The organism is Nocardia sp. NPDC050412, from assembly GCF_044458825.1.
Taxonomy (GTDB): domain Bacteria; phylum Actinomycetota; class Actinomycetes; order Mycobacteriales; family Mycobacteriaceae; genus Nocardia.
This window is the reverse complement of sequence record NZ_JBITIJ010000007.1, coordinates 322,568-348,897: the sequence shown is the minus strand read 5'-3', so window position 1 is coordinate 348,897 and position 26,330 is coordinate 322,568. Positions and strand designations below refer to the sequence as shown.

Genomic DNA, 26,330 nt, shown 5'->3' with positions numbered 1-26,330 from the left:
AGCTGATGCGTTGTGTTCCGTTTGATGTTTCACGAGCCCGCGATTCCCGGAAATACCGGCAATGCGATTCGACTTGTCGCGGGGACCGGGTGTGAGTTGCATCTGGTCGAGCCATTGGGGTTCGACCTTTCGGAGGCGAAGTTGCGGCGGGCCGGATTGGACTACCACGATCTGGCCTCGGTGACGGTGCACAAGAATCTCGCGGCGGCATGGGAGGCGGTACGGCCCGAGCGGGTGTTCGCGTTCACGACCCAGGCGAGCACGCGGTATACCGATGTGGCGTACCGCGAGGGCGATGTGCTGCTGTTCGGCACCGAACCGACGGGATTGCCGGCAGAGGTGCTCGACGATCCGCACATCACCGATCGACTGCGCATTCCGATGCTGCCCGGCCGCCGCTCGATGAACCTCTCCAATGCCGCCGCCGTCACCGTCTACGAGGCTTGGCGCCAGTTCGGATTTCCCGGCGCTGTGTGACCGTGTCGCTCAACCCAATTCGGCGATGGCGATCTCGTGGTCGGTGATGAACCTCCCGTGCGGGAGCTCAGAGGTCCAGCTCGAACCGTTTGAAGCGGGAGGTGGCGCCCGCGATGAGGCGGACGGCGGATTTGGGGACGCCGTAGTGGTCGGCGAGCAGTTCGATGGCAGCCTTGTTGGCCTTGCCTTCCACGGCGGGGGCGCGGACGTACAGCTGCAGGGTGCCGTCGTCGAGGATTTCGACGAGTGGGCCCTTACGGCTGTTCGGTTTGATCGTCGCCCTTACGACCGTCGGCACCTGTATCTCCTGTCGTCCCAGTGCCTTTCGCCGCCCCAGTGCCTTTCCCGGTCTCAGTGCCTGCGCCTGTTCCAGAGCCAGCACCAGTTCCCGCGCCTGCACTCTGTCCAGCGCCCGCCGTCTTTCCAGCGCCCGCACCAGTCTCAGCACCAGCACCGGTCCCAGCGCCCGCACGAGTCCCAGCGCCCGCATCGGTCCCAGCGCCCGCACGAGTCCCAGCGCCCGCACCGCTCCCAGCCACCGCACCGGCACCGGTCTCAGCGCCCGCACTCGATCCTGCACCCGCACCTTCAGCCGCTGTCGTGTCCGCACCGGTCGAGGCACCGACCGCAACCGGAACGGCCTTGCCCTCCTCGGATTCTCCCGTCTCCGACGAACTCCGCTTCCGACTCCGCGCCATCCGCACCACACCCCACACCACCGCGGCAATCACTACGACGAACCCGAGCCACGGAATCGCCTTGCCGGTGAACACCACCGCATCCTTCAGCCAATCCACCAGCGAATGCCAACCGGAGACGATGCCGTCCCAGAAATTGGTCGGCCCCTCGTCGGAATCCTTGTCCTCGGTGGTGATGTCGATGGTGAGCGTGGACAGCGCGACCTGATCGTCGAGGTGCCGCTTCTGCGCGGTGAGGCTGTCGAGCTCGCCCTGCCGGCTCGATAGCGCCTGTTCGGCGGCAATGAGATCCGCGGTGTTGGTCGCCCCGGCGATGAGCGTGCGCAACCGGTCGACCGAGGCCTGCAGCGCCTTGATCCTGGCGTCGAGGTCCTCCCACTGCATGGTGACGTCGTCGCGGTTGGTGCTCATCCGGGTTACCCGGCCGACGCCGCCGAGGCCGTCGATGAACTTGTCGGTCTTATCCGCCGGTACCCGCACGGTGAGCGTTGCCTGCGGATCGTTGTCATCGGTCCCCGGCTGCTCAGTACGGCTGTCGACCCGGCCGCCGACCTCGCGCACCTGATCGGTGACCTGACCGCCCGCCTTGATCGGATCGTCCGCGGTGATGTCGACGCTGCCGGTGATGACCTCCTTGCGCGCCTGGACCGTGGTTCCGCCGGTATCCCCCTTCGCCGGGGCGCCCTCGCGCAGGCTCGGCGGCGGCGCCATCGGCGCGACGGTCGCCATGCTCGACCGGCCCGGACCGGCATGGTCGTCGTTGTCATCATCACAGCCGACCAGCAACGTCAAACCCAGCAGGCCGATCACCAGCACAGCAAGCTTCCGCATGGACGCAGGTTAGCCGCTGCGGCGAATTCGGTCACGAAGTCCGATGCGGACCATTCCCGAATGCCGAAGCGACGCCAACCAGTTTCACGAGAAATCGTTCGATCTGCTCGGCGAGCGGCGGCCAGGTCTGGCCGGGTTCGTTGAGCCGCATCGACACCGCGCCGTGCACCGCTGCGCGCAGGTCCAGCATGACCGAGACCGGGTCGTCGACGGGCACGAGACCGGCATCCATACAGCGCCGGATCGAGGCGGCGGTACGTTCGGTCAGCTCCCGCTTGAACGGCATGTCCACACGCTGATTGATGGTGCTCTCGTGTAGCACCTTGTACATGCCCGGGTGTCGATAGGCCCAGTCGCCGAGGACGCGGATGCGAGCGCGCAGTTTGTCGACAGGATCATCGCCCCCGGTCTCCGCGTCATCGATCGCGCGCACCAGATCGCCGTGATAGCGCTCCAGTGCGGCCGACACCAGCGCGTCTCGATCGGCGAAATGCAGGTAGACCGACGTTGCGGCACTGCCGATTTCGCGTGCGACCGCACGCATGGACAGGGCCTGATCATCACCGAGTTCATCCAGCAGTCGGATCGCGGCGTCGACGATCTCCGCACGCAGTCGGCCACCGTGGCCGCGCGGATTGCGACCGCGTCGGGGCGTCGGATCGGAGGTCATGCGGGGATTGTAGCCGGACATGCGTAGCGCTACAGTTGTAGCGCTACAGCTGTACAGTTTCCGCTAGCGACTGCTCGCAGATCGCCCGACAAGGAGAAAACGCTGATGACCAGCACTTCGGTCGACCCGAAGCTCGAATCGAATAAGCAGACCATCCTCGCGTTCTACGAAGCCGCGTTCAATGCCAAGGATTTCGAGGCCACCGCCGAGTTCTTCGGCGCGCGCTATATCCAGCACAATCCGGAAATCGCCGATGGTTTCGACGGACTACTCGCCCGACTCACCGGCCTGAAGGAAGGCGCGCCGAAACTCCGCGTCGAAGTGAAACACATTGTGGCAGAGGGTGATTATGTTGTCGCCCACGTGCACGGTGTGCGCGAGCCCGGCGATCGCGGGCTGGCGATCATGGATATCTTCCGCCTCGACGACGGAAAGCTGGTCGAACACTGGGATGTCATTCAGCCGGTTCCGGAGCAGGCCGCCAATGCGAACGGAATGTTCTGATTCTCAACGGAAGTCGCGAGAGCTCGAGTCGACGCGCAGGTCCATGCGCTGCAGGTATTCAGCGACGACGCTGACCGCGCCCTCGGCATTCTGGACGCGGCCGCGAACAAGCAGGGCGGGGGCGCTCTGGGCCAGGCGGCGATAGCGGGTCCACAGGCCCACTGAGCAGACGATGTTCACCATGCCGGTTTCGTCCTCGAGATTGAGGAAGGTGACACCGGCAGCGGTGGCGGGGCGTTGGCGATGTGTGACGGCGCCGCCGACCAGAACGCGGGAGCCATCGGGCACGTCGAGCAAGCCGGCGGCAGGGATGACGCCCAGCGCATCCAATTGCGGGCGTAGGAATTCGGTGGGATAGCTGCCTGGAGAAATACCGGTGGCCCAAACGTCGGCGGCGGCAAGTTCGAGTTCGCTCATACCGGGTAGGGCGGGGGCGGTAGTGGCGGCACCGGTGCCGGGGAGGCGGTCGGGGCGTTCACCCGCTGCGGCGCCCGCCGCCCACAATGCTTCCCGTCGGGTAATGCCGAGACAACCCAAAGCGCCTGCGGTGGCGAGGGATTCGGCTTGGGCGACAGAAAGTTCCACACGACCGGTCAGGTCGAGGAAGGAGGTGTACGGACCGGTCGAGCGGGCGGCGACAATGCGTTCGGCGAGGTCGGTGCCGATGTGGCGGATGGTCGCAAGCCCGAGTCGCACCTCGTCACCATGATTTTCGAGGGTGGGATCGGCGCGGCTGGCATTGATATCGGGCCCGCGCACCGGAACGCCGTGCCTGCGGGCGTCGGCGACCAGCGACTGCGGGGAATAGAAACCCATCGGCTGGGCGCGCAGCAATCCGGCGCAGAAGGCCGCCGGATAGTGCAGTTTGAACCAGGCCGAGTAGTACACGATCGAGGCGAAACTCTGCGAATGGCTCTCCGGAAAGCCGAAATTCGCGAAGGCGTACAGCTTCTCGTAGATGCGATCGGCGACTTCGCCGGTAATGCCGTGCAGATCGCGCATGCCCTGATACAGCCTCTCCTCGAGGCGTTCCATGCGTTCCGGTGAGCGTTTGGAGCCCATGGCGCGGCGCAGCTGATCGGCCTCTGCGGCGGTGAAACCGGCCACGTCGATGGCCATCTGCATGAGCTGTTCCTGGAACAGTGGCACACCGAGGGTGCGTTTCAGCGAATTCTTCAGCGCGTCATGGTCATAGGTCACTTCCTCGTCCTCGTTGCGGCGACGGATATAGGGATGCACCGAACCACCCTGGATCGGGCCGGGGCGAATCAGCGCCACCTCTACCACCAGGTCGTAGAATTCCCGCGGCTTCAGCCGGGGCAGCGTGGCCATCTGTGCCCGCGACTCCACCTGAAAAACTCCCACCGAATCGGCGCGCGAAAGCATCTCGTAGACAGCGGTTTCCTTCAGGTCGAGTTTGTGCAGTTCGACCGTTTCGCCCTTGTGCTCGCGCACCATATCGATCATGTAGTGCAGTGCGGAGAGCATGCCGAGACCGAGCATGTCGAACTTCACCAGATTTATCGCGGCGCAATCGTCTTTGTCCCACTGCAGTACGCTGCGCCCGGGCATTCGCGCCCATTCGACCGGGCAGACATCGGCGATGGGCCGGTCGCAGATCACCATCCCGCCGGAATGAATACCGAGATGCCTTGGCAGACCCTCGATTTCGGCGGCCAGCTCCAGTACTTCCGCGGGAATATCCGTGCCGGTTTCGGCGGCCACGCCGGTCCAGCGGCTCACCTGTTTACTCCAGGCATCCTGCTGTCCGGGCGAAAAGCCAAGTGCGCGTGCGGCATCACGGACCGCGGACTTACCGCGATAGGTGATCACATTCGCCACCTGAGCGGCGTATTCGCGACCATATTTGGCATAGACGTGCTGAATCGCTTCCTCCCGGCGATCGGATTCGATATCGATATCGATATCGGGCGGACCGTCGCGCTCCGGAGCGAGGAAGCGTTCGAACAGCAACTCGGCGGCGACCGGGTCGACATTGGTGATGCCGATCGCGTAGCAGACGGCCGAATTCGCCGCCGAACCCCGACCCTGGCAGAGGATGTCGTTTTCCTTGCAGAAGCTGACGATATCGTGCACCACCAGGAAGTAGCCGGGAAACTTCATCTCGTCGATGATCGCGAGTTCGTGTTCGACCTGCCGATACGCCTCGGGATTTTCCGACGGCGGACCGTAACGCCGAGCCGCGCCCTCGAGGGTGAGCTCCCGCAGCCAGGAAGCCTCGTCGTGGCCGTCGGGCACGTCGAACGGAGGCAGGCTCGGCGCGATCAATTTCAGATCGAAGGCGCATTCACGGGCGAGCGTCACCGCATTCGCCACCGCCTGCGGACAAGCGGCGAACAACTGCGCCATCTCCGCACCGGAACGCAGATGCGCGCCACCGGTCGGCGCCAACCAGCCCGCGATATCGTCCAGGCTCCGGCGCGCCCGGATCGCCGCGAGCGCCATGGCGCGGCGACGCTGGGCGGGCGCGGCGAAATGCGCACCGGTGGTGGCCACCACGGGCAGACCGAGACGATCGGCCAGGGCAATGAGGTGGGCGTTGCGTTCGTCGTCCTCCGGAATGCCGTGATGGGTGAGTTCCACGCTCACCCGGTCGGCGCCGAAGCGCTCCGTCAGGTCGCGCAGGGCGGCCTCGGCTCGCCCGAGACGGGTGTCTCCGGCCCGCAGATCGCGCTCGAGGGCTTGGCGCACATGGCCTTTACGGCATCCGGTCAGAATGTGCCAGTGCCCGTCCGCCGCCGCGGTGAGCGCGTCCAGGTCGTAGCGGAGGATGCCCTTCTCCCCCGCGGCCATATGCGCTGCCGCGATCTGGCTGGAGAGTCGGCGATAGCCCTCCTGACCGCGGGCGAGCACCAGCAGATGCGGCCCAGCCGGGTCCGGCGAACCGGTGCGCGGCGCCGAATCGGGTGCGCCGACATGGCCGAGCGAATTCCCCAGTCGCGGTGCGTCTTGCGCGGTGCCGAGCGACAATTCGGCCCCGTAGACCGTCGGCATACCCAATTCCCTGGCCGCCTCGAAGAAGCGCACGGTTCCATAGAAGCCGTCGTGATCGGTGAGCGCGATCGCTTCCAGCCCGAGCCGCACCGCCTCCTCCACCAACTCCTCCGGCTGACTCGCACCATCGAGGAAGCTGTAGGCCGAATGCGTGTGCAACTCCGCATACGGCACCACCGGGCCGCCGCTAGCGACTGCTTGCAGGTCGCTCGAAACAGCACTACCCGGTTCGACCGGTTCGGGTCGGTAATCCCCGCGCTTGCGCGACCACGCCGGACTGTCGCCGCCGTCGCCCGGATACATCGCGTCCGGATTCGTCGGCCCGGGGCGACCGGACAGCACCCGCTCCAGCTCCGCCCAGGTAGGCGGGCCGTTGCTCCAACCCATGACATATCACCTCCGCTATAGTCGAACATACATTCGAACCATGAAGGAGGTGTGGACACCCGTCGAATCAGGCGGCCGGGAGCGGTTCCACCGACTTCTCACCCAGTGCCGCCTCAACCTTGTCCAGGCTGGAGCGAATCACGGCGCCATAGGCGTCGTTGGCGAGGACATCGAGGTGGCCGCGCGCGATGGTCAGCTGCATGTAGGCCACATCGAAGTCACCGACGCGGCGGTGACTGTCGGCGAGATTGAGGTACAGCGAGGGCAGGAATCCGCGTAGCCCCTCATCCAGCGGAACACCCGGGCCGAAGACCGCGGCCAGCGCGCGTTGGTCCCAGCGCAGCGCATCTTCGGCCGTGCCCTGAAGATCGGCGAGATGGTGCGCAATTACACAGCGCTGCAACGGATCTCCACCGTCACCGAGCTCGCCCCACAGTTCCGCCAGCATCCGCCGCGCCGCCTCCGGATCACCGCCGGAGAGCCGCACCGCGGCAAAGATTTCCGCCATCCGATCGTCCGCCATGCGCAGAGTATCGCACATATGTTCGATAGATTCGAGGACGGTTCGAACACCTCGGCGTGGTCGGATTCGAACGCTCGACGTGACACGGCGGCGTGGACGAAGGGCCGGAGGCGCTAGCTTGCGTAACCCCCCGCCAGGGCCCGCGAATGTCGCCATCGAACAGAGCACACTTGGCAGGTAAACTTACTTCAGAGTAAGTTCATGCCAACTCGACCTGCAAAGGAGCAGCGATGACCCGAGCTTCCGCTGACGAGGCCGACCTGCGCGGGCAGGTACGGCGCGATCGCCGCAACCGCGACCTGACAGGGCGGCATGTGCTCATCACCGGCGCGTCCTCCGGCATCGGCCGGGCCGCCGCGCTGGCCGTCGCGGATAAGGGCGCCATCGTCTTCCTGCTCGCCCGGCGCGCCGACGAACTCACGGCCGTGGTCGAGGAGATCCGGGCCGAGGGCGGCAGCGCCTACGGGTACCAGTGCGACGTAACCGATTCCGACTCCGTCGACCACGCCGTCAAAACCATCCTGGACGAGCACGGCCACGTCGACATGTTGGTGAACAATGCGGGCCGCTCGATCCGTCGCGCCATCCACCGCTCCACCGACCGGCTGCACGATTTCGAACGCACCATGGCGGTCAACTACTTCGGCGCCGTGCGATTGACGCTGGCGCTGCTGCCGCAGATGCGCGAGCGCAAGTTCGGCCACATCGTCAACATCAGCAGCGCGGGCGTGCAGGTGGCCACGCCGCGCTTCGCCGCCTACCTCGCGAGCAAGGCGGCGCTGGATAAGTTCGCCGAGGTCGCGGCGGTCGAAACCATGGCCGACGGCGTCAGCTTCACCACCATCCACATGCCGCTGGTGCGCACCCCGATGATCACCCCGAGCGGCGATCAGGGTCCGTCGGAGTCCCCCGAATGGGCGGCCGCCACCATCGTGCGCGCGCTGAGCGAGCGGCCCAAGCGCATCGATGTCCCGCTCGGCACCTTCGCCGAATACGGCGCATTGCTCACCCCGAAGCTGCGCGACCGCATCCTGCACCGCTACTACCGGGCGCTGCCCGACTCCCCCGCCGCCAAGGGCGAGCAGGCTGATACCGAGGAACCAGCGGAATCCACAGTGCCGCAACGTGATCCGCGTCATCAGTCGACGGCCCGCCGAGTCACCGGCACCGCCCTGCGCCGCGCCGCCCGCTGGGTGCCGGGCACCCACTGGTAAGCCCGCGACCTTCATCCCGCAGGGGGCGATAAAGGTCGCCGCGAACGGGACATGGTTGCGGTGGATTCCGCCGCAACCATGTCCCGTTCGGCGTTCTCGGCCGAGCACGAGGCAACGGCCAGCGCACCACCCTCCACATTGAACGCGCACGGTGTCGCGCACCGTCGACCGCAAATCGGGGCCGGGCACATCCGGCAGACGGGTCAGGCGTCCCCAGCGCGATCCAGCCGTTGGACCACGATCAGCCCGTGATCAAGCGCTGTATCCGATCGGCCACGACCGCGGTGACCGGTTTCGGTACGGCACCGCAACTGGCCTGGCGCGGTGGAAGTTCGACCGTGCGAGTTGTCACCTGCCAGCGGCGGCCGTCGCGATGGGTAACCACGGCCAGAGCGGAATCGGTTGCGGTGGAATCGGTTTCGAGACGCACGGTGAGATCATCGAGTCTTGCCGAAACTTGGTCGCGCACCGCGATTTCCGCGACCTGCTCGACCGGATGGTGACCACTGCGACCTCGCAATCCAGCCAAGGAAACCGCACCGCGTTCCACGGCTTCGACCGCCGCGATGGCGGCCGCGGTATCGACACGGCCGTAGGTCAGGCCGGAGGGCAACAACACCATGGCAGGCGCGAAGCGATGGCCGCCGGTGTGCGAGCACTCCCAGACCCGGTCCGGATAGTCGGCGGCCAGATTCGCCGCGATCGGACGGCCGAACAGCGCACAGCACTGATCGCGTTTTCCGTGCGCGCACACCAGGACCAGCGAATCACGCACGGGTGCGCCGATTCCCGGCGGCGGGCCGTTCAGCAGGTCGAGGTCCAGGTCGAGCAGCTGCTTCAGGTCGGTGATCTCGAAGCGTTCGCACCAAAAACCCTGCGGGCGCGAGCTGGCGATCAAAACCGTTCGAACACCGGCGAATTCATTGCGGCCCGGTCGCCGGATCAGCGTCGGACGAACCCTGGCGGCAACGGTACGGGCGGCGAGCTCGGCAGTGATCTCCTGGCCGAGCACTTCGTCACCGATCACATCCCGGCCCCACGCCCCCGGCTGCTCGACGCACAACCACCCCGACACCCGAGTCGCCGTCCCGGGCAATGGCACATCGACCGCGGCCGCCGCCGAGCACAGCATCCCTTCGAATCCGGTCATCAATCCAACGTCTGTCCGTCGGCGAACGCCACGTCCCAGCGGCCGTCGGCCTTGGCCCGATCGATCTCGGCCTGTCCGGCCGGGTGCATCAGCCCCTGCTCGATCAGCTCGGCGACCAGGCCGATATTGCGCAGCGACCATGGGCTGCGCTTGCGCCGCGGAGTGAAGCCGACCTGCCAGAACTCCGCATCCTCACCGCGCGCCTGCCCATCGATCCAGCCGAAGCACAGTGCCTGCCGCAGCGCGCCGGCATGATTCAGCGACGCGCGTCCGGAGCCCTTTTTGGCGAAGCGCAGCCAGACCCCGTCCACCGTGGCGTGGTTGGCCAGGAGCCAGTCGCGGAACGACTGCTCGTCGGGGAAGAACAGAACCGGACGGTCTTGCGCGGACACCGCTTCACTCTAGATAGCGGCGGGTCGGAGCGTCGCGAGGAACGGCAGCACGGTCGCCTCGAATTGCCGGTAACGGTCGCGGTGGATGCTGTGGCCGCAGGTGAAAGCGGTCACCGCGCATTCCGGGATGGTGTCGCGCAGAATGGCCAGCTTCTCCGGATCGACCATGCCGCCGGGGCCGCCGCGCAGCACCAGGGTGGGCGCGGTGATATCGGCGAGCCGATCCCACCACTCCGGATGCGGCTTGCGGAACTGTTCGAGCGCGGTCCGCGTCATCGAGCGATCGAAGGCGAGCACCGCGCGCGGATGCCGGATCAGACTGGTGGTGGCATGCCAGAGTTCGGGAATGGTCGGGAAGCGACGGGTCAGCTTCACCTCTTCATCGCCGGAACGCAGCGGCATCGGACACTCCTCGATGACCAGTCGCCGCACCAGTTCGGGCCGTTCCTGCGCGACACAGGAAACCGCGAAACCGCCCAGCGAATGTCCGACCAGATCCACCGAAGCCAGCTCGAGCCGGTCACACAGGTTCAGCACGTCGGCGCCGAATTCGGCGAAGAGATAGGACTCGGTGTGCGCGCTACGGCCGTGCCCGCGCAGATCGGGAATGATGACCCGCCGCCCGGCCCGCACCAAGGTATGCGCGAACCGATCCCAGGTATGCCCGTCCCCGCCCATACCGTGCACCAGCACCACCGGCGCGCCATCGCCCACCACGGAGTCCCGATAGGCGATCTGCACGCCGTCGAGCACAGCCCTGGTCAACGCCAAATCCACGATTTCCGAGGTTACCGGTATTGTCATGCGCCCACCCCGACTTGTCACACGCATCACTCCCCATCGGCCCCACTAGCCCCAGACATCCCCCGCCGCCACAACCACATGCGGCGGCTCGACGAAGTTGTTCTCGGGTACCGAAATTGGCTGGCAAATGCCGGGGTGTCGCGACAATACTGCGGCCATGCCCTCCTTCGCCGACTTCGATCGCCGCAACTATCACACCGTCGACGTCGCCGCCGGATACGACGGATGGGCGCCGACGTATGAGCAGACCGTCATGGACGAGATGGATCTCGCCTTGCTGAATCGGCTGCGGCAACCGGATTGGGTTGGGGTACAACGCGCCGCGGATCTCGGCTGCGGGACCGGGCGGACCGGAGCTTGGTTGCGGGAGAAGGGAATTCGCCATATCGATGGCGTCGACGTGAGCGCCGGAATGCTGGCGCGCGCACGGGAGCGCGGGGTGCACACCACCCTTGCCCAGGCGGACGTGCGTGACACCGGATTGACAAGTGGCGCATACGATTTGGTGATCTCCTCGCTGATCGACGAGCACCTGGACGATCTGACGCCCTTCTACGCCGAAGCCTGGCGGCTGGCCGCACCCGGCGGCATTTGTGTCACGGTCAGCTATCACCCGCAGTTCATGATGGTGACCGGCATGCCGACGCACTACACACCCGCGTCCGGTGAGCCGGTCGCGATCAGCACACATCTGCATTTGATCAGCGAGCAGGTGTCTGCGGCATCGGCGGCGGGCTGGGTGCTCACCGAGATGGTCGAGGCGCTGGTGGATGACGCGTGGATCGCGGCCAAACCGAAATGGGCGCAGCTGCGCGGACATCCGTTCACGCTGGCGCTGGTGTGGTCGCGCACGTAGTCAGTCGTAAAGCCCCTCGGCGCGCCAGGTCTGATCGTTGTAGATGAGCAGCAGCACACGGACATCGGCTGGTTCCCCGGCGAGTTGCACTTGAATGCGGGCGGCGATGCCGGCGCAGAGGGTGGCGGATTCCGGGGTCCACCAATGTTCGTCCACCGGCCATGGACCAGCCCAGCCCGCAAGAGGCCACTGCTTGCTGCCCCAGCGCAGCAGGGCTGGGTCGGTGGTGAAAAGGCCGCGGTCGGTGACCTGCACGGGCGTCCCGTCGGCGGCCTCCAGACGCACCACCGGCCGGTTCACCAGGATCACCGCTGGTGCGGGGCGGGGCAGGCGACCGGGCCACGGCAGGGCCGGGTCGGCGGCCGGAATCGGCTCGTCACCGAGGGCGACCATGGTGATGCGTTCGGCGGGTCCACGACCGCCGCTGAGCACGCCGACCTGGACCGCCTCGCCGCCGAGCAGACCCTGCACCCGGATCAGGGCGCGGCGGGCCCGCTCGTCCTGCTCGCCGACGCCACCCCATAGACCGAGCTGAAGTGCGCTCGCCGCAACGACTTCGACGGGTTCCAGGCGCAGCAGTGTGATCGGTGCGGTCGGCCGGTCGCGGCGGGTGAGCCAGCCGTCCAGTTGCCAGCGCACCCGATCTGCGGTGCCCTCCGGGGTCAGCGGTTCGGCGCACCGCCAGATGCGCGACAGTTGTTCGCCCGCCTCGGTTTCCGCGAACACCGACAACCGGGTGCAGGCCATCGAGGCTTTGGACAGCGCCTCGTGCAACTGGGCGGCGAGCATGCGTCCCGCGAAGGCGGCGGAATCGACCCGATCGATCGGCGGATCGCAGCGGTACTGCACCGTCAGATCCTTCGGCGGCCGACGCGCGGACGGCGGACGCTCCGGCACGGCCCTTGCGCAGCGATGTGCCAGCACGGCATCGGCGCCGAAGCGCGAGGTGACCTCGCTCGGGGTCAGCGCGGCGAAATCACCGATCCGCCGTAATCCCAAGCGGTGCAACAGATCCACCAGCTCGATGCGCTCCGGTGCGGACAGACTCGGTTCCAGTGCGAGTTCGCGCACCGGCAGCGGCGCCAGAAAACGCGCACCCCCGCCGGGCGGCACGATCGCGGTGAAACGCGCCGCGATCACCGCCGTGGACAACTCGTCGGCAATGCCGATCTGCGCCTCCACCCCCACCGCCGCGGCCGCGTCGAGGAGCCGTTCGGCCGCCGCCTCCTCGGACCCGAAGAACCGTGCCGCACCCCGCGCACCGAGCACCAACAGCCCCGGACGCAGCACCTCTACCCCCGGCACCGTCGCATCGATGGCCGCCACCACCGGCTCGAACAATCGCGCATCCCGATCCGGATCCACCTGCGCGACATATACATTCGGACACCGCGCCTGTGCCTCGCGCTTGGTCAGCCCACGCCGCACCCCCTCGGCCCTGGCAATGGCCGAACACTCCACCACCTTATTGGCGAACAGCACCGCGACCGGCCGCGTAGCGGGCACCCGCGCCACCGCCGCCGCCGTCACCGCCGACCAGTCCGGACACCACAGTGCCAGCACCCGCGCCCCACCCACCCGACTCGGCCGGATCACCACCCCACCCCTCCGGGCACCCCGCACAACAACTGGGCACCCCGTGACGGACCACCGGCCCCAGTGCTGCCGCACCGTCCGAATCCGGGACCGATGCGACAGTCGGCCGTTGTTCGCCAACGACCGTTGCTTGCGGCAGCGAGTGTCACTGCGTCCGAATCACGCCAGCGCACCGAACGTCACCTCACTCGCGGGCGGCACTGCGCTCGCCTTGGCTCGCCGCCGCGTCGAACTCCGAATCGACGGGGAAGGCCGCTTCGCGCAGCAGAACTCATGACGCGCAGTCGCGAGGACCGACTCATGACGCCGCACCGTGCGCCTCGACGGTCGCTTCATCGGCCGCGGCGACCGTTTCCAGTGCCACCCATTCCACTCGGCTCGAACCGGGACGCAGTTCGATTCGGCCGTGGCAGGGTGGGCCGGCCTTGCCGCGGACCGCGACCTCCAGGCGGAGCGAGCGGAGGCGGCCCCGGCCCGCGCCGAGTCCGCCGTACCCGGCGATGCGGGTATCCACGCGCAGGGACGGATTGGACCAGCGGCCGTCGGTAACTACCAGAGTGGCCCCTTTGCTGCGCGCACGTGCGGCGATGACGCGGGTGCGGGACGGAGCGACGGCGGCGCCGGCGAGGCCGAGCACCACCAGATCGAGGCCGTCGAGCAACACCGCGGCCACCTCTACCGGATCCGGCCCGGGATCGGCGACGACGGCGAGACGCTGCAACTGCGCCCCCATCTCGACCGCGGCGAGCAGCCCGAGCCGCGGCATTCCGACCACCGCGGCATGCCCACCGCCCTCGGTCACCGCGGCGAGCAGGCCAGCCAGCAGCGAACTCGCACCCGAATAGGCCACCACCGACCCCTTGACCAGGCCGCCGTCAGGCAACAGCTCGGCAAGGGCGGGCGGCACCGCGAGCGCTTCCCTGCGCAATTCGGCGGCGCGCGGAATCCGCTCGGCCGCCGCTTCCCCGCGCCCGGGGATCGCCGCCATCCGTCGGCGCAGCTCATCCAGTGTCGGTTTATCCCTCGGCGGCATCCTGTCCCGCCGTCTCCCCGCCCCTGAATCCTCATCCGAACCCATCACAACCACCTACTTCCAACGATGGACCCGAGGCGAAGGCGCGGCCCGAACCTCCACGAAACAAGAGTTCAGCACCGATCCAGCTATCGATCACTATCGAATATACGTTCGATGCTCGCTCAGTAGAAACCCACCCCCGACTTCCGTCAAGTACGCGCGTGGGCCGCGATCACTTCGCAATGCTGCTGTTGTTTTTGAGTTGAACTCAACTTAAGATCGGATCATGAACGAGCGAGACACAGCCGACATGTCGGCCATGACGGAGGCGAGCGCCAGCGAGGCGCAGTCATGACCGACCAGGAATGGACCGGACGCGGCGCGACAGCACGCAGACGGCTGCTGGAGGCGGCGCACGCGGAGCTGAGCGAGACCGGCGAACTCGAGGTGGCCGCCGTCGCCCGCCGCGCCGGGGTCAGCGTCGGGCTGCCCTACCGATACTTCGGCTCGCGCAGCGGCCTGCTCACCGCCGTCATCACCGACTTCTACGACCGACTCGGCGAAAACGTCACCTATGCGGAATTCGCCGGAAAGGATTGGCGCGAACGCGAACACGCGCGCGTGGTTGCCTGGGTGAACTTCCTCTACGACGACCCGCTCGCCCCCGTCGCACTCGGACGATTCGGTGACGCCGAGGCGGCGGGCGTGGAACGGCAACGGCTGCAGCAGGCGATCGAGGTCGGCATCCGAAATATGGCGCAAGGCCAGCGCCAGGGCATGGTGCCCGCGGACCGCGATCCGGAATTGCTCGTCGCGGCCGTCCTCGGTGGTGTGCATATGGCCGTTGCGGTGGCGCTCACCCGCAGTCCGCGCCCGGACCGTGCCGTCGTCGCCGATCAGGTATGGGAATTCGTGGCCGGGGCAACCGGCGCAGGGAAGGAAGAACAATGAGCTATACACAACCGGAGGTCGAACGACTCGAGGACCTCGCGGGCAACCTGTCTCGAACCCATCGCGCGATCCACGAAGCACGCGATGTCCCCGCCGCGCAGATGGACGCCGATCTCACCGCGCTCGATCGCGACGGCTACGTGATCCTCGAGGGCCTGCTCGACTCGGCGCAGTGTGCGGCACTGCGCGCAGAACTCCTGCCCCTGCTCGGCCCGAACGGGCGAAATGCGTTCGAGGGCCACCGGACTCAGCGGCTCTACAGCGTGCTCGGCAAGACGCGCATGGTCGATCAGCTGGTCGACCATCCCCGCGTGCTCGCCCTCTTGGATCGACTTCTGCTGCCCGGATATCTGCTGTCGCAGTTGCAAATCATCAATATCGCCCCCGGCGAAAACGCCCAGCTCCTGCATCCCGACGACGGCTTCTATCCGGTGCCGCGACCACGAAAGGCATTGTCGGCGGCCACCATCTGGGCGCTCGACGAATTCACCGCCGAAAACGGCGCGACGATGCTCATCCCGGGCAGTCATCGCTGGCCGGACGGTCGGACGCCACAGGAGGACGATGTGCGCGTACCCGGCGTCATGCCCGCCGGATCGTGCGTATTCTTCCTCGGCACCCTCTGGCACGGCGGCGGCGCGAACCGCTCGGCTAGCACGCGATTGGCCGCCACCGCGCAGTACTGCGAGCCGTGGTTGCGCACCCAGGAGGCCTTTACTCTCTCGACCGATCGCGATACGGTGCGCGCGGTATCACCCGAAATCCGGCGCATGCTCGGCTACAGCATTCATCCGCCCTTCATCGGCATGGTGGACGGTATGCACCCGGATCGTCTGCTGACGCAATAACCGGCACGGCGCGAATCAGGCCAGCTGGCCACGTTTTCCGCTAACCTGCACCCGTGACCGAACGCGCTCGTCCTATTGTCGGCCCCGATTATCTGGTTGCCGGCCGCTACCGTCTGCAGTCGAAGCTGGGCGGCGGCGGTATGGGTGCGGTATGGCTCGCACACGATCGCCTGCTCAACCGGGACGTCGCGATCAAACAGGTGCTTTCCACCGCCGGACTCCCGGAGGCGCAGGCCAATGAGATCCGCAACCAGATCATGCACGAGGGCCGGGTCGCGGCCAAGCTCTCGCATGAGCACGCCATCGCCGTCTACGACGTGGTGCTGGAGGCCGGCGAACCTTGGCTGGTGATGGAACATCTGCCATCACGCAGTGTCGCAAGGGCATTGGCGCTGGTGAACGCGCTGCCGCCGATCGAGGTGGCGCAGATCGGGGCGCAGGTCGCCGATGCGTTGGCGGCCGCGCACGCCGCGGGCATCGTGCACCGCGATATCAAACCGGGCAATATTCTCGTCGCCGACCGCGGACCCGTCGTCGGGATGGCCAAGCTCAGCGACTTCGGCATCTCGCGTGGTGCGACCGAAAACCCCGACGAACCGGACGGCGTGATCACCGGCACCCCTGCCTATCTCCCCCCTGAGGTGGCGCGCGGCGCGCAGCCGACCACGGCCAGCGATGTGTTCTCCCTCGGCGCCACGCTCTACACCGCGATCGAAGGACAACCGCCGTTCGGTATGGACGACGACACCGATGCCGTGGTCTATCGCGCGGCCATGGCCCAGATCATCCCGCCCAGCCGCAGCGGCATGCTCACCAACGCGCTGCTGCACATGATGGAACCCGCCCCGCAGCGCAGGCCGACCATGGCTGAGGCGCGCGACGAAATCCTCACCGCCGCATTCGGTCCCGGCACCGGACCGTATATCCTCGGCGCTCCGGTGCGCACCGAGGACGGCACCATTCCGGCATGGGCCGCCCGCAATTCGGCATCAGGCCTGCGCAGTCCGCACTCGACTCCGCTGCCGCGCCCACACCGCAGCAACACCTCCGGCCCCGCGGCCGCGGCACCCCAGCGCCCGAAGGCGAAGTCGAAGGAAGCGAGCAACGCCCCGCTCGCCATCGCCATCGGCCTGCTGATCGGCCTGGTCCTTATCATCGCCATCATCATCGCGATGATGTAATCCGCTGCGCCGCAGCCTTTCAGCTGCCGCATGACTGCGCAGCAGGCACGCTTCGAGTACGCAACCTTGCACTACGTACGAAATGGCACCACGCCACAAATTGCACCGCGCCGCGAACGAAATGGCGTGGCGTGCATGCACCAACTCTGGCACCGAGCGGACGAGCTGGGCTCGCCGCGCACAAACCGGCCCGCCGCAGACCGGCCCGGCACGCACGAACCGCCCGTCGTGCACAAACTGACCCGCACGCACAAATTCGCCCGGCACGCACAAACGGCCCGCCGCCCACAAACCGACCCGGCACGCACGAACTTGTCCGCAGCGCACCAACTTGCCGGGCGAAACCGTGCGCGGCGAGCGAATACGTACGCGGCGCGCCAGAATGCGCGAAGTCAGTCGATGCGGCGCCGGTGGGCCCAACGGGTGAGCGCGTTGCGGTTGGACTGCTGGGTCTTGCGAAGCACGTTGGAGGCGTGTGTCTCAACGGTTTTCACCGAGATAAAGAGCTTCTCCGCGATTTCCCGATAGGTGTAGCCGCGGGCGAGCAGCCGCAGCACCTCCAGTTCGCGCGGGGTGAGCGAATCCAGTTCGGGATCCAGCGGCGGCTCCGGCACCGGCGATTTGCCGGTGAACGAGTCGAGTACGAAACCGGCCAACCGCGGGCTGAACACCGCATCGCCACCGGCGACCCGTCGAATACCATCGGCCAGTTCGGATCCCGAAATCGTCTTGGTCACATAGCCGCGCGCACCCGCACGGATCACCGCGATCACATCCTCGGCGGCGTCGGAGACGCTCAATGCCAGGCATACCGGACCGTCATCGATGCCGGACAGCACCGCGACCCCGCCACCGTCGGGCATGTGCACATCGAGCAGTACGACATCCGGACGCGCGGCATTGATTCCGGCGACCGCCTCGGCCACGCCCCCGGCCTCCCCGACGACCTCCATATCGGTCTCCCGGCTCAATTCGGCCCGCACACCCGATCGGAACACGGCGTGATCATCGACGAGAAAGACCCGCACGGCCACCTACTTCTCCTCACCCTCGGTGGAGCGACCCACCCTGACGCACGGACCGCCCGCAGGCCGTCCGCACTTCATCGGTACCACAACTGCCACCGCATCTGTCGTCATCCAAAGTCACCAACCGTGCCGCGTCATCGGAGCGACCGATGCGACGCCTCGAATGCGCTTCCCACCAACCGGACCGCTCGCGCGAACGGCCCGATCCGAACGCCTTCGACAGCGTCCCGAGTTCCGTCGATGCGGCATCATCGGCCCACAGCAGATCATGTAACCCGTCTCACGGCCGAACGCCGTCAGCACGGAGCCCGTCGCACGACGGGCACGATCATTGACGATTGCGAACCGACTGTCGCACCTCATCACACTGTTCGTCCCCCACCGACGCCTCGTCGGCCCGATCCTGATCACCGGAATCGGTTCGCGGCATAATGATCCGCACCTCGGTGCCCCGACCGGGCGTGGACAGTATCTCCACTTGACCGCCGCGCCGCTCGATCCTGGCCCGAATAGATTTCGCGACACCCCGCCGATCCTGTGGCACCGCCGCGATATCGAATCCGGCTCCGCGATCGCGCACGAAGATGCTCACCTGATGCGGTTCCGCCTCGGCGAACAGATCGATCTCCGGGACGCCCGCATGTTTGGCGGCATTCACCAGCGCCTCCCGGCTCGCGCCGAGCAATGCGGTGAAATGCTCCTTCGGCAGGCCGGATCCGCTGTCGGCGCCGTCCATCGTCACATCGCCGACGGTGACCGGAGTCACCTTCACTCCGTGCTGATCCTCGACCTCGCCCGCGATCGTGCGCAGCGCCACGGCCAGGCTCGACTGTGCCGGCCCGGAATCCTCGAAGAGCCAGCGGCGCAGTTCCCGCTCCTGACTGCGCGCCAGCCGGGCAACCTCTTGCGGATCGTCGGCTTGACGCTGGATGAGCGCCAAGGTCTGCAGCACCGAATCATGCAGGTGGGACGCGATTTCCTCGCGTTCCTCATTGCGAATGCGGGCCGCGCGCTCGGCATTCAGCGCGCGCATCATGCGCAGCCACAGCGGCACCGTCAGCAGACCGGCACCGATCAGCGTGACCGCCACCGCGATCAGCGCCGAGCCGAGCGAGCTCAGATCGATCCTGGCCAGCACCACCACACCGAGTCCGAGCACGATCATGGTGATCCCGGCGACGATGCGCGCCCAAGTCACCACCGAGGGACGCGCTGGCAGGCCGAGCAGCGACCGCGGGCCGTCGGTGTCATATTCGCGCCACACCAGCGCCGCACCCACCGCCACCACGACGATCGGCACGATCACCTTCGCCGCGGTACCGCTGAACAGCCACGACACCCCGACCGCGAGCCCGAGTCCGAGCAGGGCCAACCCGATCGCCTGCCGACGCTCCTTACCGGTCGGCTTCACCGCATCGTGGCCGCCCGGAGTGAAGATCCACAGCATCCCGTAGGCGACGATCCCCGCCCCCGCGAGCGCGGACAGCAATACGAATGCCATCCGCACCTTGAATACATCGAGCCCGAGATGATCGGCGACACCGCCGGCCACACCCCCCACGATCCGGCCACCCGAACGCCGCACCATCCGCGGATACGGCGGTGTGGGCGCGAGCGCCGGCGCGGCACCGAAGCGGCCAGGACCGGGCGTGAACCCGGGCGCGGCGCCGAACCCCCGTGGATCGGCCCCCCGAGCAGCATCGAACGCGGGCACGGACGGGTACATGCCTTCGATACTGGCACGGCCCACCGACAACCGACCATCAGGAATCACCCTGATCTTCGCCGGTGACAGGGCCCCGTAGCGGTCGATCAGGCGGAGTAGTCGATAGCGGGCCCGAAGGTGCCGTCGCCGTTGCCGTAGCGCAGGGTGATGTTCCCCGAGCCGGTGTTGCCGATGACCGTGTCGATCTTTCCGTCGCCGTTGAAGTCGGCGAGAATCGGGGTGGACAGGGGGACGAGCCCGCCGGAGGGGTAGGTGTGCGGCGGACCGAAGGTGCCGTTGCCGGTACCGAGCAGCACGCTGAGGCTGGAGGTGCCGCCATTGGCAACCACCATGTCGAGCATGCCGTCGCCGTTGAGGTCGGCGAGGTCGAAGCACTGCGGGAGCAGACCACCGGTTTGATATGCCGCGAGCGCGCCGAAGGTGCCGTCACCATTGTTGAACAGCGTGGATACGCTGCCTGCGACAAGGTTGGAGAAGAGGATGTCGGGCTTGCCGTCGGCGTTGATGTCGCGCGCCATGCCGTACCAGGCGGTCAGGGCACCGTCGCCGAACGTGGTCGGGGCGGCGAAGGTGCCGTCACCGCGACCGCGGTAGATCTGGATGGTGCTGTTGACGTAATTGCCGCGTAGCAGGTCGAGGTTGCCATCCCCATCGAAGTCTGCGATGTCGGCGGACCCGGAGCCGACACCCAGGTTGCTGGAGACGGTGTATGCCGAAAAGAAAGTGCCATCGCCCTTGCCCCGGAGCACCGACCATGACGGGGCCTGATTGGAGGTGGCCAAGTCAGGGTTGCCGTCGTGGTCGAAGTCGCCGACGACCACAGCCCCGGGGGCCAGGTCCGTCGCGTAGTCGACGGCCTCGGCGAAGGTGCCGTCGCCGTTGCCCATCAGTATGGAGACGTCGCTCGTGGTGAAGTTGGTGACGGCCATATCGAGTTTGCCGTCGTGGTCGAAGTCCGCGATGGCGACATAGTCCGCCTGACCGCCGGTGGCGTAGCGGACGGCGGGCTGGAAGCCTCCGCCGGGCCTTCCCAAGAAAACCGACACTCCGAATCCGAGCACGAAATCACTGAATACGACGTCGGTGTAGCCGTCGCCGTTGAGATCGGCGATCGCGGGAACCGCTGGGCCCGTCAGATTGGGGAGCAAATCCGCCGATGCTGGAGTGCCGGGGAAGGCGGTACCCGCCAATGCCGCAGCGACGCAAGCGCTGACGACGAATCTGGTGCGTAACACTTGTCTCTCCCGTAGGACCGATATCAGCAGAACGCTACGGCGTTCTCAGACGTGGTGATCTTGCACAGGCCGCCGATTCCTGTCCGGTCCGGACAAGAAAGCCACGCTGAACTGCCGTTCTTCTCTCGAGCTAGACAGCTTGCGACGTCAGCAGCGGACAACCGACGGATCCGCCGCCGACCCGGGCACCGCCGGACCGGATAACTGCCGCAAGGCATGTCTACCAGTGCTTTTCAGATCGAATACCGATCAATGGCTTAGGCAGCTCACAGCCCCACGCCATACGTTTCTTCCGGGTCGGAAACGTCCCACTGAACACCGGGACTCGCGCCGCAGGGGGCCGAGCACAGGTTCGGGGAGGAATCATGAACATCAAGTCGGTACTGCTCACCGCCGCCACCTTGGTCGGAATCGCCGTGGCGGGTGCGCCATTCGCCGCCGCCCAGGGGATGGCGCCGCATGAGAAGAACTACGCGGGCCCAGGGGGGTTCGCGCTCACCGTGGGCCATATGGACGAGCAGTTTCGCCCCGTCCCCCCGCTCAACGGAATGCCGACCAACCGAGAGGTGTTCCTGGACAACACCTTCTACGGCACCATCCCCGCTAATGCGAGGGGCACCATGAAGGCGGGCTACCTCGTCGCCTGTGCGGTCGATCTCGATCTCACGGTCGATATCCAGGCCGGGATCGGCTTCGACACCGGGTTCAGCATCGGTGTCAGCGGCAGTGACGATTCGACGTCACCGAACTTCGATGCCAGCATCGGCCCGAAGATCTACGCCGGAGTCAGCCTCGACATGTCGATCAGTCCCGGCGAGATCAAGCCGATCGAAGTGGGCACCAAGGACCTGGCTCTCGGCGGTACCGGCTATCTGGTCAGTCACGACTACCACCTGCTGGTCAAGAATTGCGGCGGAGGGCTCACCATCCAGTCCTATGTGACCCTCACGGCCGACACACCCGATGTCACCGCCGCCGACGCGGTGACAGGAGACCGGATCTTCCTGTAATTCGGCAGCACCACAGCGGCCGTGTGATCGACGATCGCACGGCCGCTCGACCGGTCATGCACCTCGAACCGGCTAAGTTGTCCCTATGTCTGTGTCGCCCAAAAAGATCGGGCGCACGTGGTGACCGAGGACACCACCGCCGAGGCTCGGGGGGAAATCCGATCACCGCGTGCGATTTTCGCGCATCGATTCGCCGATCTCTATGCCGCCGCGGGCAATCCGACGCTGCGACGGGTCGCTATGGCGGCTGAAACGCGGATGCGGGCCGCGCAAGGTAAGCGGGCCGCCCCGAGTGCTTCGGTGCAGCGGATCAGCGATTGGAAGGCGGGGCGCAATGTTCCGGCTCGCTTCGAATCGATGCTTCCGGTCGTACTCACCCTGATCGACCTGGCTAAGAAGGCCGAGTCGCAGGCCAGTCGGCAGTTGCTGGAAGTGCGTGAGTGGCAACGGCTCTGGCAGGCCGCCATCACCTGGACACCGAATGACGAGGACGACGCGGCCTGTCCCTACCTGGGACTCACCTCCTATCGCGAGCAGCACCGGGACATCTTCTTCGGCAGAACCCGATCCACTGCCGAACTCGTCGATTTGCTCCAGGACGCCGCCGCCGACGCGGATGGAGTCGTCGTGCTGATCGGCGCATCGGGTGCGGGCAAGTCCTCGCTGTTGGCCGCGGGACTCATACCCGCGGTCACCGACAACTGGTCGACCACCGCGATGACACCCGGGGCGAGGCCACTGCTCGCACTGGCCAAGGCTTTTCACGCGGACAAGGCGATAGCGAAGCCATCCGCCGACGAGGTGTGCGCGGCTCTCGACCAGTGGAGCGCCGATCAACGTCGGCTGCTGATCGTGGACCAGTTCGAGGAGTTGTTCACCGCCTGCTCGGATGAACGCGAGCGCGAAGCTTTCCTGAATGTCTTGGACCGCTGCGCGACTCGAGCCGACGATGCCCTCACCGTCGTCATCGCCCTGCGCGCCGATTTCTATGCCCAGTGCCTCGACTACCCGATCCTGCAGCACGCTCTCGAACACCGCGGCTATCTGCTCGGCCCCATGCGGCTGGACGAACTGGCCCAGGCACTCATCGGGCCGGCCAACCACGCCGGGCTCGAACTGGAGTCCGGCCTGGCAGAACTGGTGATCACCGAACTCTGCGGAGTCGGCGATCACGAGAACCGCCAGAGCTACGATCCGGGTGCACTCCCGCTGCTCTCGCACGTCATGGCCGCCACCTGGCAGCACCGCGAAGGCCGCAAACTGACCGTCGCCGGATATCGCAAGGCGGGCGGTGTCATCGGCTCCATCGCCGCCACCGCCGAACAGGCATGGAGCGAACTATCCGACACCCAGCAGTCCTGCGCGAAGGATGTGCTGCTCGGACTCGTTGCCGTCGCCAATGATTCGCGCGATACCCGGCGCATCGCTGTCCGTCCGAACCTGCTGCAACGCACCACCGACCCGGTATCCGCCACGGCCGCACTGGAGCTGCTGGCCCGCACCCGCCTGATCACCCTCGACTCCGACTCGGTGTATCTGACCCACGAGATCGTGCTGGACGCGTGGCCGCGACTGCATACCTGGATCGATGAGGACCGCGTCGGCTACCTGGTCCGGCAGCGGTTGGAAGCCGATGCCGCGGAATGGGATTCGACCGGACAGGATCCCTCACTGCTTTATCGGGGCACCCGGCTCGAGACCGCTCTCGGTCATGTCGATCCGCCCATGGTCGGCGGCCAGATCCGCAGCTTCCTCGAGCATTCCCGAGCCGCGCGAACGCATACCCGCAGACGGTCGTCGGTGACCCGGGTCGTCCTCGCCATGCTCGGCGTCGGCCTACTCGTACTCGGCACATTCGCCTACGCGCAGGTCGAGCTCACCAAACAGCAACGCAACGACAAGAACTTCGGATCCGTACTGGCAGAGGCCGATCGACTACAACAAATCGATCCATCGCTGTCCGCGCAGCTATATCTCGTTGCCGGACAACTCAGGCCGGGCGATCCGGAAGTGCGGGCGCGGTTGCTCGCGACCCAGAACGTCGCCCTCGCAACACCATTCGTCGCTCACGACGAGGGGATCAGGACCATCGCGTACCGACCCGACGGCCGGGTGCTGGCTTCCGCGAGCAACGACAACACCATCCGCCTCTGGGACGTCGCCGATCCGCGACATCCCCACCCGCTCGGCGAGCCGTTATGCCAATCCCCTTCCGGGGCGGCGTCCATGGCATTCAACGCTGCTGGCACGGTGCTCGCCACCACCGGCACTTCGGCGCGACCGCAGCTGTGGGATGTCCGTGATCCGGCGCATCCCCGGCTGTTCGGATCACCCCCGACGACCACCAGCGATACGGGTTATCTGGTGTCCTTCAGCCCGAACGGACGGACCCTGGCAGTCGGGTCCACGCGCGACAAAGGCATCACCCTATGGGATGTCGGCAACCCGGACGAACCGATCCAGGGTCGGTTCGTCCCCGCGCCGCACAATCGGGACCTGTCCGCGTTCGCGTTCAGTGGCAATGGAGGACTACTGGCGGTCGCGACCAGTGACTGGGACCACAGTATCGCGACGGTCGAATTGTGGTCCGTTCCGGACGCGGGGGAAATCACCCGCGCTGGAACACCATTCGAGGTGACCCACGATGTCGAAGCAATCCGGTTCAGTCCTGATAACACCACCTTCGCCCTGGCCGGTCCACGCCTGACCATACGACACACCTACGTCAGCGTGACCCAGTTATGGGCCGTCGAAAATCCCGCCCATCCGCGCCCGCTCGGAAATCCGTTGGTCGATAACGTGGTTCAGCAGCCCGTCCCCCTGCTCGCCTTCAGCCCGGACGGCCACACATTGGCGACCGGTGGTGCCACCGGCGCGAAACTATGGAATATCGCCGACCCCGCGCAGCCGACCCCGCTGGGCGCCCAGCTGTCGGCGATTCCGGCTCGCTGCCTCAACGACGCGAGAATTCCCACCCGCTGTACCGGTGAACCGACGGGACTGGCATTCAGCTCGGACGGCAAGATATTGGCCGTGGGCGGCACGGAGGGCGTCGTGCGGCTGTGGTCCCTGGCTCCGGCGGTTCTCACTGGACACACCGATTGGGGCAGGAGTCCGATATTCGATGGCACCGGCACCCGAATGGTGAGCGATTCCAGCGACGGCACATTCGCCATATGGGATACCGGTAATCCCCGGGAACCGGTCCGGATAGGGGAATTCAGGGCGAAACCGGGATCATCGATCCGGGCCCTGAGCCCTGATGGGAGGTCCCTGATAGCTCGGGACGGTCCGACGGGCCCGATGGTCCTTGTCGACATCTCCGACCCGAAGCGCATTCGGATATCGGGTGACTGGCAGGCATCGTCGCAATGGTCGCGCCTGGGCTTCAACCGCGACTGGACCCTGGCGGCGCAAACTCTGGCTCCCGAGGTAGACACCTTCCAACTCGCGAACATTACGGATCGCTCCCGCCCAGTGCTATTGGGGACACCGACATCAGTGGCACCCGCGCAGGTCCAAGCCATCGGATTCAATCCGACCGGCCCCACCCTCGCGATCATCGAATCGACCCTGTCCGAACCGAGTTCGCCGGCTATGGCCCTGCGAACCAGGCTGGCCCTGTGGGATATCTCGAACCCGGACCACCCTGTGCGGGTGGGTACATCCCCGCCGGAGCACTCGCCGCTGATGCTCGATGTGATCATGCACCCCGACGGCCGCACCGCCGTCACCGTGGCGAACGAAACCTTCCAGGTCTGGGACATCAGCAACCCGGCATCGCCCGAACCGATCGGTGACCGGGTCACCGCACATAATCTGGCGATCATCTCGACCTCGTTCAGTCCCGACGGCAAGACCATGGCCACCAGCGGAAATGACGGTTCGGTGCGGTTGTGGGACTTCACCGATCGCCGTCATCCCCGCCTTATGTCCAGCTCCATCGCGCCACCCGGCCCCAATGTCTGGTTCATCCAGTTCCATCCACACGGCGACTATCTGTCCGCGTCGAGTAGCGGTGGCGAGCGTCGACTGTGGGATCTGGACGAGCAGCACGCGATCGCACGCATCTGTCATGCCACTGCCACCCTCATGACTCCCGAACTCTGGCAGCGCTACCTGCCCCAACTCCCCTACCGTCCGCCATGCGACTAAGTAACCAAGAGACCGATTGGTCCAAAAGGATCAGCAATAGTTTCAGGGTTCCCCCCGATGTGCC

The 26,330-nt window shown here is 66.4% G+C and carries 22 protein-coding genes; 9 read left to right on the top strand and 13 right to left on the bottom strand.

Annotation, left to right across the window (positions count from 1 at the left end; all coding sequences use genetic code 11):
- Positions 1-12: 12 nt before the first annotated feature.
- The gene (locus ACIBI6_RS21710; protein WP_364346357.1) at positions 13-477 is read left to right on the top strand and encodes a tRNA (cytidine(34)-2'-O)-methyltransferase; all 465 of its coding nucleotides are present in this window, start codon (positions 13-15) and stop codon (positions 475-477) included.
- A gap of 67 nt (positions 478-544) precedes the next feature.
- On the opposite strand, the gene ACIBI6_RS21705 is transcribed toward ACIBI6_RS21710, so the two are convergent.
- Genes ACIBI6_RS21705 through ACIBI6_RS21695 form a run of 3 tightly spaced genes read right to left on the bottom strand, consistent with a single transcriptional unit; the run spans position 545 to position 2,676 of the window.
- Entirely contained in the window at positions 545-775 is a 231-nt protein-coding gene (locus ACIBI6_RS21705) for a DUF167 domain-containing protein (RefSeq protein ID WP_364346355.1), read from the bottom strand.
- The gene (locus ACIBI6_RS21700) at positions 732-2,006 is read right to left on the bottom strand and encodes a DUF4349 domain-containing protein (protein ID WP_396957487.1); all 1,275 of its coding nucleotides are present in this window, start codon (positions 2,004-2,006) and stop codon (positions 732-734) included. The genes ACIBI6_RS21705 and ACIBI6_RS21700 overlap by 44 nt, the downstream gene beginning before the upstream one ends.
- Positions 2,007-2,037: 31 nt before the next feature.
- The gene (locus ACIBI6_RS21695) at positions 2,038-2,676 is read right to left on the bottom strand and encodes a TetR/AcrR family transcriptional regulator (protein WP_396957486.1); all 639 of its coding nucleotides are present in this window, start codon (positions 2,674-2,676) and stop codon (positions 2,038-2,040) included.
- A gap of 105 nt (positions 2,677-2,781) precedes the next feature.
- Between ACIBI6_RS21695 and ACIBI6_RS21690 the strand changes: the two genes are divergently transcribed.
- The gene (locus ACIBI6_RS21690; RefSeq protein ID WP_364346349.1) at positions 2,782-3,180 is read left to right on the top strand and encodes a nuclear transport factor 2 family protein; all 399 of its coding nucleotides are present in this window, start codon (positions 2,782-2,784) and stop codon (positions 3,178-3,180) included.
- 3 nt (positions 3,181-3,183) lie between these two features.
- On the opposite strand, the gene ACIBI6_RS21685 is transcribed toward ACIBI6_RS21690, so the two are convergent.
- Together ACIBI6_RS21685 and ACIBI6_RS21680 are read right to left on the bottom strand one after the other, a co-directional pair.
- Entirely contained in the window at positions 3,184-6,582 is a 3,399-nt protein-coding gene (locus ACIBI6_RS21685; RefSeq protein ID WP_364346347.1) for an error-prone DNA polymerase, read from the bottom strand.
- Positions 6,583-6,649: 67 nt separating this feature from the next.
- Positions 6,650-7,105, bottom strand: a complete 456-nt coding sequence (locus ACIBI6_RS21680) for a hypothetical protein (RefSeq protein WP_396957485.1) — start codon at positions 7,103-7,105, stop codon at positions 6,650-6,652.
- A 230-nt stretch (positions 7,106-7,335) separates the two neighbouring features.
- Here ACIBI6_RS21680 and ACIBI6_RS21675 point away from each other — a divergent pair, with 230 nt between their 5' ends.
- Positions 7,336-8,319 carry an SDR family NAD(P)-dependent oxidoreductase gene (locus tag ACIBI6_RS21675; protein ID WP_364346343.1) on the top strand — a complete coding sequence of 328 codons (984 nt, stop codon included), beginning with the start codon at positions 7,336-7,338 and terminating at the stop codon, positions 8,317-8,319.
- A 241-nt stretch (positions 8,320-8,560) separates the two neighbouring features.
- On the opposite strand, the gene ACIBI6_RS21670 is transcribed toward ACIBI6_RS21675, so the two are convergent.
- Genes ACIBI6_RS21670 through ACIBI6_RS21660 form a run of 3 tightly spaced genes read right to left on the bottom strand, consistent with a single transcriptional unit; the run spans position 8,561 to position 10,665 of the window.
- Complete coding sequence (locus ACIBI6_RS21670) at positions 8,561-9,469, bottom strand: sucrase ferredoxin (RefSeq protein WP_364346341.1); 909 nt, start codon at positions 9,467-9,469, stop codon at positions 8,561-8,563.
- Positions 9,469-9,861, bottom strand: coding sequence for a YdeI family protein (locus tag ACIBI6_RS21665; protein WP_396957484.1), 393 nt, complete (start codon positions 9,859-9,861; stop codon positions 9,469-9,471). The genes ACIBI6_RS21670 and ACIBI6_RS21665 overlap by 1 nt, the downstream gene beginning before the upstream one ends.
- A 9-nt stretch (positions 9,862-9,870) precedes the next feature.
- Positions 9,871-10,665, bottom strand: coding sequence for an alpha/beta fold hydrolase (locus tag ACIBI6_RS21660; RefSeq protein WP_396957483.1), 795 nt, complete (start codon positions 10,663-10,665; stop codon positions 9,871-9,873).
- Positions 10,666-10,822: 157 nt separating this feature from the next.
- Here ACIBI6_RS21660 and ACIBI6_RS21655 point away from each other — a divergent pair, with 157 nt between their 5' ends.
- On the top strand, positions 10,823-11,521 hold the full coding sequence (locus ACIBI6_RS21655) for a class I SAM-dependent DNA methyltransferase (RefSeq protein ID WP_396957482.1): 699 nt from the start codon (positions 10,823-10,825) through the stop codon (positions 11,519-11,521).
- Here the strand turns inward: ACIBI6_RS21655 and ACIBI6_RS21650 are convergent, their stop codons facing one another.
- Together ACIBI6_RS21650 and ACIBI6_RS21645 are read right to left on the bottom strand one after the other, a co-directional pair.
- Positions 11,522-13,117, bottom strand: coding sequence for a DNA polymerase Y family protein (locus ACIBI6_RS21650; protein WP_396957481.1), 1,596 nt, complete (start codon positions 13,115-13,117; stop codon positions 11,522-11,524). It abuts the gene before it with no gap.
- A gap of 298 nt (positions 13,118-13,415) precedes the next feature.
- Positions 13,416-14,150 carry a hypothetical protein gene (locus tag ACIBI6_RS21645; protein ID WP_396957480.1) on the bottom strand — a complete coding sequence of 245 codons (735 nt, stop codon included), beginning with the start codon at positions 14,148-14,150 and terminating at the stop codon, positions 13,416-13,418.
- 333 nt (positions 14,151-14,483) lie between these two features.
- Between ACIBI6_RS21645 and ACIBI6_RS21640 the strand changes: the two genes are divergently transcribed.
- From ACIBI6_RS21640 to ACIBI6_RS21630, 3 genes are read left to right on the top strand one after another with little or no spacing between them, the layout of a single operon-like run.
- The gene (locus ACIBI6_RS21640; protein WP_364346329.1) at positions 14,484-15,083 is read left to right on the top strand and encodes a TetR/AcrR family transcriptional regulator; all 600 of its coding nucleotides are present in this window, start codon (positions 14,484-14,486) and stop codon (positions 15,081-15,083) included.
- Positions 15,080-15,931 carry a phytanoyl-CoA dioxygenase family protein gene (locus ACIBI6_RS21635; protein WP_364346327.1) on the top strand — a complete coding sequence of 284 codons (852 nt, stop codon included), beginning with the start codon at positions 15,080-15,082 and terminating at the stop codon, positions 15,929-15,931. Before ACIBI6_RS21640 ends, ACIBI6_RS21635 begins: the two co-directional genes overlap by 4 nt.
- Positions 15,932-15,984: 53 nt before the next feature.
- Positions 15,985-17,112: a serine/threonine-protein kinase gene (locus ACIBI6_RS21630; RefSeq protein WP_364346325.1), complete on the top strand. Its 1,128-nt coding sequence runs from the start codon at positions 15,985-15,987 to the stop codon at positions 17,110-17,112.
- 392 nt (positions 17,113-17,504) lie between these two features.
- Here the strand turns inward: ACIBI6_RS21630 and ACIBI6_RS21625 are convergent, their stop codons facing one another.
- The 3 genes from ACIBI6_RS21625 to ACIBI6_RS21615 form a co-directional block, all read right to left on the bottom strand.
- Positions 17,505-18,140 (bottom strand): response regulator transcription factor, encoded by a 636-nt coding sequence (locus ACIBI6_RS21625; protein ID WP_062983336.1) that lies wholly within the window; start codon positions 18,138-18,140, stop codon positions 17,505-17,507.
- 328 nt (positions 18,141-18,468) lie between these two features.
- Entirely contained in the window at positions 18,469-19,866 is a 1,398-nt protein-coding gene (locus ACIBI6_RS21620) for a PspC domain-containing protein (RefSeq protein WP_396957479.1), read from the bottom strand.
- A gap of 86 nt (positions 19,867-19,952) precedes the next feature.
- Complete coding sequence (locus ACIBI6_RS21615) at positions 19,953-21,101, bottom strand: FG-GAP repeat domain-containing protein (protein ID WP_396957478.1); 1,149 nt, start codon at positions 21,099-21,101, stop codon at positions 19,953-19,955.
- A gap of 365 nt (positions 21,102-21,466) precedes the next feature.
- Here ACIBI6_RS21615 and ACIBI6_RS21610 point away from each other — a divergent pair, with 365 nt between their 5' ends.
- Positions 21,467-22,111: an MspA family porin gene (locus ACIBI6_RS21610; RefSeq protein WP_396957477.1), complete on the top strand. Its 645-nt coding sequence runs from the start codon at positions 21,467-21,469 to the stop codon at positions 22,109-22,111.
- A 120-nt stretch (positions 22,112-22,231) separates the two neighbouring features.
- Positions 22,232-26,266, top strand: coding sequence for an AAA family ATPase (locus ACIBI6_RS21605; RefSeq protein ID WP_396957476.1), 4,035 nt, complete (start codon positions 22,232-22,234; stop codon positions 26,264-26,266).
- The last annotated feature ends 64 nt before the right edge of the window (positions 26,267-26,330 follow it).

What these genes read in the sequence shown, in the direction of transcription:
- ACIBI6_RS21700 (WP_396957487.1), bottom strand. Translation starts at nt 2,006, where the DNA reads ATGCGGAAGCTTGCTGTGCTGGTGATCGGCCTGCTGGGTTTGACGTTG.
- ACIBI6_RS21695 (WP_396957486.1), bottom strand. Translation starts at nt 2,676, where the DNA reads ATGACCTCCGATCCGACGCCCCGACGCGGTCGCAATCCGCGCGGCCAC.
- ACIBI6_RS21690 (WP_364346349.1), top strand. Translation starts at nt 2,782, where the DNA reads ATGACCAGCACTTCGGTCGACCCGAAGCTCGAATCGAATAAGCAGACC.
- ACIBI6_RS21685 (WP_364346347.1), bottom strand. Translation starts at nt 6,582, where the DNA reads ATGGGTTGGAGCAACGGCCCGCCTACCTGGGCGGAGCTGGAGCGGGTG.
- ACIBI6_RS21680 (WP_396957485.1), bottom strand. Translation starts at nt 7,105, where the DNA reads ATGGCGGACGATCGGATGGCGGAAATCTTTGCCGCGGTGCGGCTCTCC.
- ACIBI6_RS21675 (WP_364346343.1), top strand. Translation starts at nt 7,336, where the DNA reads ATGACCCGAGCTTCCGCTGACGAGGCCGACCTGCGCGGGCAGGTACGG.
- ACIBI6_RS21670 (WP_364346341.1), bottom strand. Translation starts at nt 9,469, where the DNA reads ATGACCGGATTCGAAGGGATGCTGTGCTCGGCGGCGGCCGCGGTCGAT.
- ACIBI6_RS21660 (WP_396957483.1), bottom strand. Translation starts at nt 10,665, where the DNA reads ATGACAATACCGGTAACCTCGGAAATCGTGGATTTGGCGTTGACCAGG.
- ACIBI6_RS21655 (WP_396957482.1), top strand. Translation starts at nt 10,823, where the DNA reads ATGCCCTCCTTCGCCGACTTCGATCGCCGCAACTATCACACCGTCGAC.
- ACIBI6_RS21645 (WP_396957480.1), bottom strand. Translation starts at nt 14,150, where the DNA reads ATGCCGCCGAGGGATAAACCGACACTGGATGAGCTGCGCCGACGGATG.
- ACIBI6_RS21640 (WP_364346329.1), top strand. Translation starts at nt 14,484, where the DNA reads ATGACCGACCAGGAATGGACCGGACGCGGCGCGACAGCACGCAGACGG.
- ACIBI6_RS21635 (WP_364346327.1), top strand. Translation starts at nt 15,080, where the DNA reads ATGAGCTATACACAACCGGAGGTCGAACGACTCGAGGACCTCGCGGGC.
- ACIBI6_RS21620 (WP_396957479.1), bottom strand. Translation starts at nt 19,866, where the DNA reads ATGTACCCGTCCGTGCCCGCGTTCGATGCTGCTCGGGGGGCCGATCCA.
- ACIBI6_RS21610 (WP_396957477.1), top strand. Translation starts at nt 21,467, where the DNA reads ATGAACATCAAGTCGGTACTGCTCACCGCCGCCACCTTGGTCGGAATC.